Source organism: Desulfobacter latus (genome assembly GCF_013389365.1).
Classification (GTDB): domain Bacteria; phylum Desulfobacterota; class Desulfobacteria; order Desulfobacterales; family Desulfobacteraceae; genus Desulfobacter; species Desulfobacter latus.
In genome coordinates, this window is the sequence record NZ_JACADJ010000084.1 from 1 (window position 1) to 15,013 (window position 15,013).

Sequence of the window (15,013 nt, forward strand, 5' to 3'; positions counted from 1 at the left end):
TGTCTCCATAGGGTTCTCCTTAGTTTGATATGAAAATTTTATTTCTCAATAAAACTTTTTCTCAATTTTGGAGAACTCTTGTCCAGCTTTTTTTACAACACTACGCTAAAAACTGTCCGAACCATTGATATTGAGGTAACGTAATATTTTTGTAAATTATGTCATGAACTTAGCGCCCTTCGGGCGGGTTGTTAGGTAGTGGGTGCTGGGTGCTGGGTGCTGGGTACTGGGTACTGGGTACTGGGTACTGGGTACTGGGGAATGGAAATTCCTATATGCTCGAGTATAGTTAAAGCTCAAACCAAACAGGGGATTGTAGGTGCAAAACAGACCTGGTCAAGCTACGCGAAAGGCACTAAATCTATTTTTTGTTTTGTTTCTTGTGATTGGTTCGTTAATATCAGGATCAAGTGCCTGGTTCTATCAGGCAGAACTCAACACTTTTTTTTCCGAGATAAAAGCGCAAGAAAGAAAGGCTTTGACTCATAAGCATGATGGTATCACGGAAACGTTCAATGATATCATCGGGGATTTAATATTTTTATCACGCCAAAACGAGCTTCTGGCATATTTAGATCTTAAAAATATTAAAATGAAAACACTGATTCAAAAAGAATATATTTCACTGTCTCTGGCCAAAAAAAAATACGACCAAATCCGATATATAGATAATAATGGTATGGAATGCGTGCGAGTCAATTACACAAATGGAAACCCAGTGGCTGTTCCTGCAGAAAAATTGCAAAATAAGGCCAAGCGTTATTATTTCACCGATACGATGATATTAGAAAGAAAAGAAATCTTTGTCTCTCCTCTGGATTTAAATATTGAGCATGGCAAAATAGAAGAACCGTTCAAGCCGATGATTCGCTTTGGCACCCCTGTTTTCAATAATCGTGGTGAAAAACAAGGCATAATGCTACTCAATTATCTTGCTAAAAATCTTTTGGATTACATTCGGGATGAAAAAATTGGACGAACGAACGACATCATGTTGCTTAACACGGAAGGTTATTGGTTGTTAAACCCAATCAGAAAAAAGGAGTGGGGATTCATGTTTGACGATGGGGATCAACTCTCTTTTGCCGTGGATTATCCTGAAGAGTGGCACATCATTCAGAATCAAAAATCCGGCCAGATAGATACGGAAAATGGGTTGTTTACATTTATCACTATTTATCCATTGCAAGAAGGGCATAGATCCGGTTTAGTTTCACACGCCCCATACACACCAATTGTGAACCAGTCAAATTCCTCAGAATATTTTTGGGTACTGGTCTCTCATATACCCTTTGAGGTTATGAAAAGCTATAAACGAAAATTGTTAAAAACAATATTTACTATTGGGGCAGGCTTTTTTTTATTCATCTCTTTTGGCTCGTGGCAATTGGCTTTTGCGATAACCAAACGTCGTATTTATCAAGCCCAGTTAATCGAATTGGCCTATTATGACACGTTAACCAGACTACCCAATAGAAAGTTTTTTTTCGATCAACTGGAAAAGGACATGTCACATGCACATAGACAAGGACGTCGTTTAGGCTTGTTGTATGTTGATCTGGACGGTTTCAAAAAAATAAATGATACAATGGGCCATGATGCCGGAGATGAACTTTTGATAAAGGTCGGTTCAACGTTGAAAAAAACGCTACGCAAAGAAGACACTGTGGGGCGTTTAGGTGGAGATGAATTCGCTGTAATTTTATCTGAAATTAAAGCACCTGAAGATGTTAAGCAGATAGGTGAAAAAATTGTGTCGGCAATGGGTCAGCCATTCAGACTTAAGGCCGGGATTGCTCAAATCGGCGCCAGCGTTGGTGCAGCCATTTTTCCTGATCATGAAGTGACCATGGCGGGCCTGACTAAACAGGCCGATAGTGCCATGTACCAAGCCAAAGAAGCGGGAAAGGGCATCTGCGTCATGGCTTGAACTAAGGGCCATGGAGCTTTTAAAACTGATGCAGCCGGGATAAAATTATGTATGTTTTGAACACGTCAATTTAGATCTAAATTACACCTTATAAATAAAAGTACCCTTAGTATTAAATTTTTATTAGAATATTTCTTTTTTTAAAATACCCTACTTATTTCCATCTGTTACAACTCAAATTATATTTCTATATTTGACAAATTACATCGAATACAATATATAGGTCACGAACAAAAGTGACATTTGAATCAATGTGAACCTATAGCACAGGAAATAAAAAGTATTTATGGATCAAATCGTTATTAAGAATTTATTCAAAATATTCGGCCCGGATCCCAAAAAGGCAATATCCCTTATTGATCAGGGTTTTACAAAAGAAGAAGTCCTTGAGAAAACAGGTATGACCATAGGAGTAAACAATGCCGATTTTTCTATTAAACGTGGAGAAATATTTGTGGTCATGGGCCTGTCCGGATCGGGCAAATCCACGCTGGTCAGAATGTTAAACCGGCTGATTGACCCATCGGCCGGCGAAATCCATATTAACGACCAGAATATTACAGCCATGGAAAACAAGGACCTTGTAAAATTCAGGCTTAAACATATGAGCATGGTGTTTCAATCCTTTGCCCTGATGCCCCATCTTACGGTCCTGGAAAATGCCGCATTCGGCCTTGAACTGGCCGGGGAATCCAAAGCGGCACGGAGCAAGCGGGCGACAGAAGCCTTAAGCCAGGTGGGCTTGGAAGGCTGGGAAGATCAGTACCCCAAGCAACTTTCCGGGGGCATGCAGCAGCGCGTTGGTCTGGCCAGGGCATTGGCTGCGGACCCGGATATCATGCTGATGGACGAAGCGTTTTCCGCCCTGGACCCATTGATCCGTACGGAAATGCAGGATGAACTGCTCAAACTCCAGGAAGACAGTGACAGGACCATTGTTTTTATCTCCCATGACCTGGATGAGGCCCTTCGTATTGGTGACCGCATCGCCATCATGGAAGGGGGACGTGTTGTCCAGGTGGGTACGCCCGAAGAAATTCTCCAGAACCCGGCCGACGATTATGTCAAAGCCTTTTTCAGAGGTGTGGATCCCACCAATGTTATTTCAGCCGGAGAAATTGTCAACACAAACCATCCCACAATTATCAAGACTAAAAAAGGCGACATCCGCAGCTCCTTGGAGCTGTTAAATGCCAGGGATTATAACCACGGATATGTACTTAATGCCAAACGCCAGTTTCTGGGAATTATATCCATAGATTCCCTGCAGGAGGCCTTTGAAAACGGCCGGTCCGGCGAATCAATTGAAGCCTGCTATCTGCCGGAAGTCAACCCGGCCAATATTAATGACAATATGCAGGATATTCTTCCTGAAGTGGCTTCCAAGAGTTTTCCCATCCCGGTCGTTGATGACAACAATGTATTTAAAGGTGTGGTATCAAAAAACAGGTTTTTGAAAACCCTTCATAAATCCGATATTAACGGCCATAACGAATCCGGCAGCGAACATAACGAATCAGCCGCCCAACCCCTTCAACATGCTCTTTAGCAAGGAAATAAATTATGTTTGATGAAAAAGTACTCCCCATAGATATGTGGATCACTGACTTTGTTGACTGGCTGGTCAATAATTATCGTCATATCTTCCAAATTATAAAATGGCCGGTTGAACAGATTTTAACCGGATTTGACATTGGCCTTAACGCCGTTCCACCCATCATTATAATAGGTATTCTGACTTTCTGCGCATGGCGCTTTTCAGGATGGGCGTTAGCTGTTTTCAGCATTATAGCAATGATTTTTATCGGATTGATCGGATTCTGGGCAGACACCATGACTACCCTTGCCATGGTTTTAGCGTCAGTTTTCTTTTCTACCATTGTCGGAGTTCCCGTCGGTATTGCCGCCGGGCGCAGTGACCGGGTGGAGACCATTATCAGACCCTTTTTAGATGCCATGCAGACCACCCCGTCCTTTGTATACCTGGTTCCCATTGTTATGCTTTTTTCCGTGGGTAATGTGGCCGGGGTTCTTGCCACCATTATTTTTGCCATGCCCCCCATCATCCGCCTGACAAGTCTTGGTATCCGGGGGGTGCATCGGGAACTGGTAGAAGCGGCAAAAGCCTTTGGCGCGACGCGTAAACAAGTACTGTTCAAGGTTCAGATTCCCCTGGCCATGCCCACCATATTGGCAGGGCTGAACCAAACGATTATGATGGCCCTTGCCATGGTGGTCATTGCCGCCTTGATCGGCGCCGGCGGTTTGGGATCTCCTGTCATTCAAGGACTGAATACACTGGATATCGGCCTTGCTGTAATGGCGGGCTTAAGCATTGTGCTGGTGGCCGTATTACTGGATAGAATTACCCAGTCCATGGCCGGTAAAAATTAGAGTTTAACCAAAAAAATAATATCAAAGGAGAAATTATGAGCGTCACAAAAAACATGGGTCTTTTTCTGGTCGCAGTGTCCATGATCATGGTCAGCCCTGCCTTCGCATCTTCGGACAAACCCGGCAAAGGTATCACCGTTAAACCGGCACGGGCCACCTGGAACACAGGTTATTTCCAGGAAGCACTTGTCAACCGGGCCTTGACCGAATTAGGGTATAACGTCAAGAAACCCAAAGATTTGAAAAACCCGATTTTTTATAAAGCATTGACCTTGGGCGATTTAGATTACTGGTGCAATGGCTGGTTTCCCATGCATAACAGCCAGCTGCCTAAAAACTTTGAAGACAAAGCCCGGAAAATCGGATACGTAGCCAAAGCGGGTGGTCTGCAGGGATATCTGGTATCTAAAGATGCGGTTGAAAAATACAACATCACGTCATTGAACGACTTTAAACGTGAAGAGGTTAAAAAGGCCTTTGATAAAAACCATGACGGCAAAGCCGATTTAACTGCCTGCCCGCCGGGATGGGGATGTGAAAAAGTAATTGCCCACCACTTAAAGGTTTATGATCTGGAAGATGATATCAATCCGGTAAAGGCGTCTTACGAAGCAGGCATGGCGTCAGCCCTCGGCGCATATAAAGCTGGAGAACCCATCTTCTTTTATACCTGGACCCCGAACTGGACCGTATATAAAGTCAAACCCGGAAAAGACGTAATGTGGATCAACGTGCCTAAAATTCTGCCCACCGAGGCCCAGGCCGTGGCCGAGGACAGAATGACCCAGGCCGGCGTTAAAGGTGCTGTGACGGACCCGGTGAAGCTGGGATTCGTTGTTTCAGATATCCGTATTGTGGCCAACAAGAAATTTTTGGCGGAAAACCCTTCTGCTAAAAAATTTTTTGAGCTATTCAATCTGTCCCTTGCAGATATCAATGCACAGAACACCCGCATGAACGAGGGTGAAAAATCCGCCAAACACATCCAGAAACATGTCACGGAGTGGATTGCTGAAAATCAAACCCAGTGGAACGACTGGCTGGCCCAGGCCCGGGCTGCTGCAAAATAGACCATTATTTTCTTAACAAATCAGCCCTCCTGCAGGAATGTTTCCCTGCAGGAGGGCTTTTTTTTGGGTGTTGGAACGCCATGTTTAAATGGTTGACGGCAAAGCTCTATCTATCGTATGATTCCTGAAATTTATTGATACCCATATTATAACTATTGGAGATAATAATGAAAATCAAAATGAGTACGCTGATTACCGGTTTTGTTTTTCTTTTTGCAGTGTTCCTTGCCGGCTGCGGAGAGCAGGAAAAACCCACACAAGCCTCTAAAGCCCCTGAAAAAGCAGCAGAACAGCAGGAAGCATCAACTGCGGAAAAGAGGCTGAAAGCCGGTTTTATCTATGTAGGCCCTGTGGGTGATTACGGATGGTCCCATGCCCATGATTTAGGCAAAAGGCATGTTGAATCCCTGTATCCCTGGTTGGAAACCGTTATTGTGGAGTCCGTTGCTGAAGCCGATGCCTTGCGAATCATGGATCGTCTTGTCCAGCAGCAGAAATGCGATGTGATCTTCACCACTAGTTTCGGTTACATGGATAACACTGTTAAAGCCGCTGAAAAATATCCGGATACAAAATTCATGCACTGCTCCGGTTTCAAACGCACCGCCAACCTGGGCACCTATTTTGGTGATCTCTATCAGATGTATTACCTTAACGGCATGATGGCAGGGGCATTAACCCAGTCCAATAAACTGGGCTATGTAGCGGCCTTCCCCATTCCGGAATTGATCCGACATATTAATGCCTATGCCCTGGGTGCCAAGGCCGTCAATCCCGATGCGACCGTAGACGTAAAATGGATCTATGCCTGGTACGGTCCGGACAAAGCCAAGGAGGCAGCCGAAGCACTGATTGCTGAAGGTTGCGACGCCCTGGCATTCACCGAGGACACCCCGGCGGTTGTTGAAGTGGGCCAGGCCCATTGTAAAAAAGGTAAACAAATTTACACATTTTCCCATTATTCCCCCATGCAGGCATATGGCGAAGATTCCGTGGTTTCCGGCCAGCGCATGGACTGGGGCGGCATGTATGCCGAAATCCTGAAAGACGTTCATGAAGGCACCTGGGACCCTAGCCGGGACATCTGGTGGCTGGCCAAAGAAAAGGCAGCGATTCTGGGCGGCAGTCCTGATCACGCCATCAACCCCAAATTTATTGCTCCCCTGAAACAGGCCATGATTAACACTGAACAATATGGTGATATCAGCGCCTATGATCTGGTCATGAAACGCTATGAACAGATGAAACAGGGCGTTGACGTATTTGATCCGTTCATGGGTCCGGTTTCAGACAACAAGGGGGAGAGCAAAATCAAGGAAGGAGAGCGGGCATCTAAGGAAGACCTGCTTTCCATGATGTATTATGTGGACAATGTCAAAGGCGAAATCCCCAACAGCAATTAGTGTTTGATGATTAAAATACAGCGCCTTGAAATGAAGGATATCTGCAAGTCGTTCCAGGGTATCCATGCCAATAAGGATATCAATGTTGAAGTCAATTCCGGTGAGATCCTGGGACTTCTCGGGGAGAACGGGGCCGGCAAGACCACGCTGATGAATATTCTTTACGGTATTTACCAGCCGGATTCGGGCAGTATTCTGATCAACGGCAAGCCTGTACGGATCGCCAATCCATTGGAATCCATCAATCTTGGCATTGGTATGGTTCACCAGCACTTTATGTTGATTCAGAATCATTCCGTGATAGAAAATATTGCGCTTGGGTATAAAGACACTCCGTTTTTATTCCCCCGGAAAATTTTGCGTCAAAAAATAAAATCATTTTCAAGCCAATTTGATTTCCAGATTGACCTTGATCAGAAGGTATGGCAGCTGTCCGCCGGGGAGCAGCAGCGGGTTGAAATTATAAAAACCCTTTTAAACGGGGCGGATCTGCTTATCCTGGACGAACCCACATCCGTCTTGACCGCCCGGGAGATCAAGGAACTCATTGACATTCTTCGCAGGATGAAAGCCGACGGCCACAGTGTGATTTTTATCTCCCACAAGCTCAATGAAATCATGGAGATCTGCGACCATGTTACCGTGTTGCGTAAAGGGCGGATTGTGGGTGGTGCCCAAACCAAGGACACGGATAAATTGGGATTAGCCCGGATGATGGTGGGCAAGGATGTGGCCCTGACCATGGACAGGGAGAAATTACCCAAAGGGGACCGGGTACTCAGTGTCCGGAACATCCATGTCACAGGCGATAAAGGAGTTGCTGCAGTTAAAAACGTATCCTTTGAATTGTACAAAAATGAAATATTCGGTGTGGCAGGTGTGGCCGGCAACGGACAGCGGGAACTGGCCGAGGCCATCACCGGCATCCGGCCCATTGACTCCGGCAAGGTGCGGATCAACGGCCGGGATATTACCAACCTGTCACCCAGACAGATTTATGATTACGGGATCTCTCACGTTCCCGAGGAACGTATCCGCTTCGGCATTGCCCCGGGCCTTTTCCTGTATGACAATGCCATTTTAAAACAGCATCATCTCAAAAAATTTTCCAAATGGTATTTTCTTAATTACGAACGTATCAAGTTGCATACAAAATCCATCATAACCGAATTCCGGGTCGCCACACACGCCATTAACAACCAGATCAGAAACCTTTCCGGCGGCAACATCCAGAAACTGATCCTGGGCCGGGAAATCAGTGAGCAGCCCCAGTTGCTGGTCGCCTCTCATCCCACCTACGGGCTTGATGTGGGCGCCACCCGGTTCCTGCGCCGGCACTTGCTGGAACTGTGCCGTCAGGGCAGCGCCGTGCTGCTGTTTTCAGAGGATCTGGATGAAATTTTCGAGCTGTGCGACCGTGTGGCCGTGATTTTTGCAGGTGAGTTTATGGGTATTCTGGATACGGATGATGAGCGCATCAACGATATCGGAATGATGATGGCCGGCTCAAAACGCATGAATAGTGATCCGGTGGAAGCCGGGCTGACAACCTAAGGCGGCTAAGCCGCAGAAACTATAGACGGGAAACAAGAAAGCAGACACTGAGGCGTAAGTCACTAAACGAATGACTGATATGTAACATGATACGGATTATTACCAGCGACCGCTACAATATCACGCCTTTAAGGTCTTTTATGACCAATATCGCCGCCCTTGGGGCAGGCATCCTGGCCATCAGCCTTATTTTCCTTGCCGCAGGCGTCAACCCGCTGTATGCGGTCTGCCAGATTTTTATTGAATCCTTTGGATCTATCTACGGCATCAAGGAAACCATTACCAAGGCCATTCCCTTAATCCTCATCGGGGCAGGCCTGACCCTTGCTTTCAGGGCCAAATTCTGGAATATCGGTGCTGAGGGCCAGCTGCTCATGGGTGCTGTTTTTGCCACATGGACGGCCCAGCATCTGGGCCCTGCCCTGCCCCCTGCATTGATCGTTCCTTTGATATTTACAGCCGGCTTCATCGGCGGCGCATTATGGGGCATTATCCCGGCCATACTAAAGATAAAATATGCCATCAACGAGGTCATCACGACCCTGATGCTCAATTATATCTGCGCAGAATTCTTAACCATGCTCATTGTGGGACCATGGAAGGGCAAAACCCGGTTCGGATTTCCGGGCACGGATCCCCTGCCTGATTCCGCCATTTTAGGGGTATTGCCGGGATCGCGTATTCATTATGTCACCCTGATCCTGGCCATTATCTGTTCGGTGGGTCTGTGCGTTTTAATTTATAAAACCCGGTTCGGATACGAAGCCCGGGTGGTGGGAGAAAATCCGGATGCCGGAAAATATGCAGGCATTGATTTTCTTAAAACCAGTCTCATTCTCATGGCCGTTTCAGGGGGACTTGCCGGGCTGGCCGGTGTGGGTGAGGTGGCAGGCATTCATCATTACCTGGGCTATCCGGCGTCGGTATCATCGGGATATGGATTCACCGCCATTATTGTGGCCTGGCTGGCCAAGCTGAACCCCTTGTTCGCCATTGCGTCGGGTCTGTTTTTTGCCGGCATTATCGTGGGCGGAGACGCCATCCAGATCTCCTTGGGACTGCCTGCGGCCACAGTTGAAATTGTCAACGGCATACTGCTTATCTTTCTGATCATGGGCGATTACTTTTTATACAACAAGATTCAGATCTGCCGGTCCCGGGCATAACAACTCATAGCTGACAGCGATCAGCCCGCCCGAAGGCACTAATTTAATAGTATAGGAATTTCCAGCACCCAGCACCCAGAACCCAGAACCCAGAACCCAACAGTCCGCCCAAAGGGCGCTAATTTATCAACTTACTTGGACTTACATAAAAAACATCATGGAAGAAATTATCATCTCAACAATTCAAAGAACCATGGTGGCAGGCACACCTCTGCTTTTGGCCACAACCGGCGAAATTATCTGTGAACGGGCCGGAATCCTTAACCTTGGTGTGGAAGGCGTCATGGCCATTGGTGCTGTAACCGCCTTTATTGTCACCATGACCACAGGACAGCCCTGGCTTGGTGTGCCGGCTGCCATGGCAGCCGGTTTTGCCGTCTCCTTGATCCATGCCGTTGCTTCGGTAACGTTGCAAGCCAATCAGGTGGTATCAGGCCTTGCCTTGACCATGCTAGGCTTAGGCTTGTCCGGGATGATGGGAAAGCCCTATGTGGGCCGGCCCCTGGCCGTTAAAATGGATGATGTGGCCATCCCCTTTTTATCGGACCTGCCCTGGATCGGCAAAGCCCTTTTTCATCAGAGTCCCTTTCTTTACCTGGCCATTGTCCTGGCCCTAACTGCCTGGTTTTTCCTGGAGCGTACCCGTATGGGCATTCAGATCCGATCCACCGGGGAAAATCCCAAAGCCACCGAGAATCAGGGGGTTAACGTCGCGTTGATTCGATATGCCTGCGTTCTGGTGGGCGGTATTTTTTCGGCCCTTGCCGGAGCGCATCTGTCCATTTCCTACTCATCTTCCTGGGTGGAGGGCATGACTGCCGGACGCGGCTGGATCGCCATTGCGCTGACCATATTTGCCCTGTGGAACCCGGCTCGGGCCATTTTTGCCTCATTTATTTTTGGCGGCATTTTTGTACTCCAATACCTGCTCCAGCCCCTGGGGATTTCACCCAATTTCCTGGCCATGCTCCCCTACCTGTCCACCCTAATCATCCTTCTGGCTATCTCCTTTAAAGACCCAAGGCGGCTCAATGCCCCGGCCCGGCTGGGAGCAGTCTATAAACGGGGGGAACGATAACCATTTGACATTTCAAATTGTTTTGTCCATAATCCTAAGATTATCAATAGATGACCCGACGCGACATCAGGAAGGAGTTACGATGGAAATTTCAAAAAATCAGTCCATTGACAGTATTGCCAAAATTTTCCTGAAAACCACCCAGAATACGCTTGAACAAAGCACCGGCAAAGAAATAAGCTACGCCAACACCATCCAGAAGATCACCAGGATATCCATGAGACCTGACCTGACCTGCTTTGTCCAATTCAGCGGAGATTATATGGGCCTTGTGATTTTCAATTTCAGTGATGAAGCTGCCTTTGAAATTTACAGGCAGTACATGATCAACATGGGCATGCCTGCAGATGAACTGGCTACCTCTATTTCCGACCCTGAAGTGGCTGATACCATTGGGGAAATCACCAACCAGCTCATGGGACAACTGATAAAATCCGTGGAAGAAGAATATGACCTGAATGCCGATTACGGCCAACCCAAGGCATTGACCATAGGTCCGGCCATCTCCCTGTCCATTAACGACACTTACACGGAAAATCGCAGGCTCTCCTTTAAAATCAGTAACTATATCTTCCGCATTGAAATAGCCATGGAGAATTCTGAATTCATTGATGTGGCCGACCTCTGACAAAACCGTCAACCATCAAAAAAAGCGCTTGGTATCATGAGACGATTTAAACAGGCTATAAGCCTCATTCTGATTTTTGTGGCCTTATTTCCTGCCGCCGCCTTTGCCATTTCCATTCCCGATGAACTCAAGCTTGGCAAAGAATATTTGCAGCTGATGAAAGACAAAGGCGTCATTCTTCATGACCCCGTTGCCCAAAAGATGATTGACACCGTAGGAAATGCCATTGTCAAACCATTGCCGCCCCAGCCCTTTCATTTTGATTTTTTCATAATCAATGACGCCTCTTTTAATGCGTTTGCCACACCGTCTGCCAATATTTTTGTACACCATGGCTTAATTGCGGCTCTGGATAATATGGACGAACTTGCAGGCATTCTGGCTCATGAAATCGGCCATGCCGTAGGCAGACATGTGTCCCAGTCCATTGACCGATCCAAAATCGTGGCAACCGGCAGTCTGGCCGGAATGCTGGCCGGTATCCTGGTAGGTGCTGCAGCCGGCGATTCAGAAGCGGGGGAGGCCCTAACCATTGGTTCCATGGCTGCAGGGCAATCGGCCATGCTGAGCTATACCCGGGAAAATGAAACCGAAGCAGACCAGAAGGCCGTTCTTTTTCTTGAGAAGACAGGATATTCGCCAAACGGGATACTGGACAGCCTGCTGAAAATAAGACAGGCTGACTATCAGGGAATTGAAAATATACCCGATTACTTTAAAACCCATCCAGGCACAGCAAACAGGGTCTCTCATTTATCCGGAATTCTTGCAGATTACATCCCCCCCGCAGACAAACCCGGACTTCCTGAAAATTTTGACTACAATATGTTTAAATACCGGGTCATCGGGCTTTACGGAGATACGGACACATACATCCCTAAAATTGAAATTGCCCGCCAAAACGATTCTGACGATAATGTAGCACTTCACTACGGCCTGGGCCTTTTGTACGGACGAACCTCACGAATACATGAAGGGATTGAACAACTCAATAAAGCCCTGGCAAAAAATCCGTTTGAACCCATGATTCTTCTGGAATTAGGCCGGCTTTACATCCGCAACACTGAATACAACCGGGCTATAACGATTTTGAACAGTATTGCAGATGATCCCCTGCTGGGAGACTGGGCCGTTTTTTACCGCTCTGTTGCCCAGATCCAAAACGGCAATTTGCCGGCAGCCCAACGGGGACTTGAACGTATACTTGGAAATGGTAAACCCGGATTTGAAAAAATCAATTACCACATGGCCGAAATCATGTCCAGGCAGTCAAAAAAAGCCTTGTCCCACTATTATCTCGGGGTATATTATGCCCGGATGCATGATGAAAAAAATGCGCTTCGACAACTTAAGCGGGCCCTTGATACCCTGGACGATGAAAAGATGCGGGAAAAAGCCCGGAAAGAACTGGAAAATCTGAAAGGCAAGGGCAAAAAAAGCAAACCAAGGCAACTGCATGTAACTTTGCCGGATAAAGAAATTCCATATTTTTAGGGCCCTTAAGTCGTCATATCACTTTCTTCAAGAGCATCAATAAGTTCAGCTTTTCTCATAGATGAATAACGTTTTATTTTTCGCTCTTTTGCTATTAATTTAAGTTCAGGGACCGTTTTATTATTATAATCTTTTGCGCCACCTTGAATATTAGTATCAACAGTTGTCTTTTGTGTTATTTCCGAAATTTTATTTTCTAATGTTGCCAGTCGTTCATTGAAAAAAGTTTGAAAATTATTTTCTGATTGTATCAGTCGCTCATTCACAAAGGTCTGTAAGCTCATCTCCATTTTTTGCATCATTTGTGTTACTTGAGAAGTCAGTGATGTTTGGGCGGGTATTGTTTCCGAATTTTTATGGACGGAAACATCTTCATCTGATTCAATTCTATGAATAGACGACGATGTTTGATCCTGACGTTCCAATGCGTCTAATTGCTTGAAAATCGCTTTCTCAGCCCTCGGAGAAATGACAAAGGCATTAACCATTTCTCCTTTACGCGGATCTTTTTCACGCGCTTTCAATGCAGCATAGTATTCCGAATTCCCTTTGATGACAACGTAGGTTTCAGGACCTGTGGGTTTTAAGATCAATGGCTTAAGTAACCCGTTACACTCCAAAATTGAATCTGCCAGCTTTTCAACTTTTGCTTTGTCTATTTGTTCAGAAGATGCAGATGCCGTAATACTTTTAACATCAACCAAAAAAAATTCCATTATTGCTCACTTTATTTTATTCATTATTTCTGTTGCCAATGTTTCAAAATCTTCAGCAGCCTGTTCTGCCGAAGGCGTGGATTTGATTTCGCAGAACTCAAAAATTGATTTGGGATCAGGGCGTTCCACATCATCTTCTTCTTTTATGTGATTCAGAGAATTTGAGAGAGGTGTTCTTTCATAAATAATGCTTTCCATCAATGGTAATTTATGACGTTGCGGCACGACATCTTTTTGTTTGGGGAAGGTGTGTTTAAGATATTGAGAATTCGTTGAAATTTTTGATGGCAAAACGCCCAATATCACCAAAGGCGCACGGGCAATGGCTTCACGATATTCATTTATCTGTCCGACAAATTTTTTAACATTGCTTAATCCTTGATTTGCAAACGGTTTTAAATCAGAAGGAATGATAAGATAATCTGCAGCGATAAGAGGAATTTCCGCGTATAAATCCCGTGATGGCGGTGTATCAATAATAACAATATCATAGTCATTCTCTACCTGTTTGAGCTTGACAATAAGTCTGGAACGGCTTGCGGCTATTTTATTGAGCTTATCCTGATGTTCGATCAGATTGATATGCGACGGAATAACATCCACTTCAGGGGTATTGAAATCATCAGAGCAGCGTACCATATCAGGAATAAAGTTAAAATCTCCCGATTCAAGCAGATGGTATACATAATTATTTCTTATATTATCATCTTCTTCAAATTGAAACTTAATAAGACCGGTAGCAAACGTTGTATTGGCCTGAGCATCCATATCAATTAACAACACGCGCTTACCTTTTCTGCTGAAAGAAGCTGCTAAATTGACCGATATCGTTGTTTTACCTACACCGCCTTTGTTGTGATATATTGCGAGAACTTGCATATTTGATGTTTCCCTGATCGTTTTTTTAATGATTTTATGATGTGGTTTGGATATGGATGAATTTTGGAATTCTGAATTTTCATATTTTTTTTCATCAGTCTCTTCTGCTATGTCTCCTGCAGGCGCATTGATCTCATTGGCCTTTATCAAACTTTTTTTTCCTAAAATAGCACGAATATCATCTATTTTAGTCGCTATTTTTTTTCCGGAACATTCAAATATTAATTTGATCTCTTCGTCATTATCTCTTGCGTATATCTTTAGTTTCTTTCCATTCGTCAACAATCCATAACGGACATTTAGATTATTTAGATATCGTTTGAGCTTTCTGGTATGCCTATATAATTTTTCATCTGGATTTTTAGCTTCTATCACAATGCTCAGCGGTTTTATTTTATCCAATACAAAAGGTATAACAGGCGTTACCAATGCCAAAAAATCCAGACGAATATTGGCAACCTTGACTTCTTGGTGCCAGTCATCAAGAGAATAACCCAATTCCGGCAGGAGGTAACTGACGATCAGTTTAGAGATGACTTCACTTTCATTACGACAAAATTCTGGTTCAAATTTCGGCATCCTTCATATCACCCCCAAAGTACTTTACAGTTTTTATTATCAGAATTTTGATCGCAACTATTTTGTCACAGCAAAATACCGTGTTTATTATACTCAAATATGAATTGTGATTATCTCAACAT

12 protein-coding genes are annotated in these 15,013 nt (G+C 45.2%); 10 read left to right on the forward strand and 2 right to left on the reverse strand.

Annotation, left to right across the window (positions count from 1 at the left end):
- The first annotated feature begins 319 nt into the window (after positions 1-319).
- The 10 genes from HXW94_RS20175 to HXW94_RS16520 all read left to right on the forward strand — a co-directional run bounded on the left by HXW94_RS20175 (position 320) and on the right by HXW94_RS16520 (position 12,717).
- Positions 320-1,930 (forward strand): diguanylate cyclase domain-containing protein, encoded by a 1,611-nt coding sequence (locus HXW94_RS20175; RefSeq protein WP_178367997.1) that lies wholly within the window; start codon positions 320-322, stop codon positions 1,928-1,930.
- Between the two features lie 286 nt (positions 1,931-2,216).
- On the forward strand, positions 2,217-3,479 hold the full coding sequence (gene proV, locus HXW94_RS16480; RefSeq protein ID WP_178367998.1) for a glycine betaine/L-proline ABC transporter ATP-binding protein ProV: 1,263 nt from the start codon (positions 2,217-2,219) through the stop codon (positions 3,477-3,479).
- Between the two features lie 14 nt (positions 3,480-3,493).
- The gene (locus tag HXW94_RS16485) at positions 3,494-4,324 is read left to right on the forward strand and encodes an ABC transporter permease (protein ID WP_178367999.1); all 831 of its coding nucleotides are present in this window, start codon (positions 3,494-3,496) and stop codon (positions 4,322-4,324) included.
- A gap of 35 nt (positions 4,325-4,359) precedes the next feature.
- Positions 4,360-5,394, forward strand: a complete 1,035-nt coding sequence (proX, locus tag HXW94_RS16490; RefSeq protein WP_178368000.1) for a glycine betaine/L-proline ABC transporter substrate-binding protein ProX — start codon at positions 4,360-4,362, stop codon at positions 5,392-5,394.
- A 167-nt stretch (positions 5,395-5,561) separates the two neighbouring features.
- Positions 5,562-6,797, forward strand: coding sequence for a BMP family ABC transporter substrate-binding protein (locus tag HXW94_RS16495; protein ID WP_178368001.1), 1,236 nt, complete (start codon positions 5,562-5,564; stop codon positions 6,795-6,797).
- Between the two features lie 6 nt (positions 6,798-6,803).
- Entirely contained in the window at positions 6,804-8,351 is a 1,548-nt protein-coding gene (locus HXW94_RS16500) for an ABC transporter ATP-binding protein (RefSeq protein ID WP_178368002.1), read from the forward strand.
- An 86-nt stretch (positions 8,352-8,437) separates the two neighbouring features.
- Complete coding sequence (locus HXW94_RS16505) at positions 8,438-9,517, forward strand: ABC transporter permease (protein ID WP_178368003.1); 1,080 nt, start codon at positions 8,438-8,440, stop codon at positions 9,515-9,517.
- Positions 9,518-9,674: 157 nt separating this feature from the next.
- Positions 9,675-10,595 (forward strand): ABC transporter permease, encoded by a 921-nt coding sequence (locus tag HXW94_RS16510; protein ID WP_178368004.1) that lies wholly within the window; start codon positions 9,675-9,677, stop codon positions 10,593-10,595.
- Positions 10,596-10,677: 82 nt separating this feature from the next.
- A complete protein-coding gene (locus HXW94_RS16515; RefSeq protein WP_178368005.1) occupies positions 10,678-11,223 on the forward strand; it encodes a DUF3334 family protein in 546 nt (181 codons plus the stop codon).
- A 36-nt stretch (positions 11,224-11,259) separates the two neighbouring features.
- Positions 11,260-12,717, forward strand: coding sequence for a M48 family metallopeptidase (locus tag HXW94_RS16520; protein ID WP_178368006.1), 1,458 nt, complete (start codon positions 11,260-11,262; stop codon positions 12,715-12,717).
- A 5-nt stretch (positions 12,718-12,722) separates the two neighbouring features.
- Here the strand turns inward: HXW94_RS16520 and HXW94_RS16525 are convergent, their stop codons facing one another.
- Complete coding sequence (locus tag HXW94_RS16525; protein WP_218576771.1) at positions 12,723-13,433, reverse strand: Rho termination factor N-terminal domain-containing protein; 711 nt, start codon at positions 13,431-13,433, stop codon at positions 12,723-12,725.
- 6 nt (positions 13,434-13,439) lie between these two features.
- Positions 13,440-14,891 (reverse strand): AAA family ATPase, encoded by a 1,452-nt coding sequence (locus HXW94_RS16530; RefSeq protein ID WP_178368007.1) that lies wholly within the window; start codon positions 14,889-14,891, stop codon positions 13,440-13,442.
- Between the last annotated feature and the right edge of the window lie 122 nt (positions 14,892-15,013).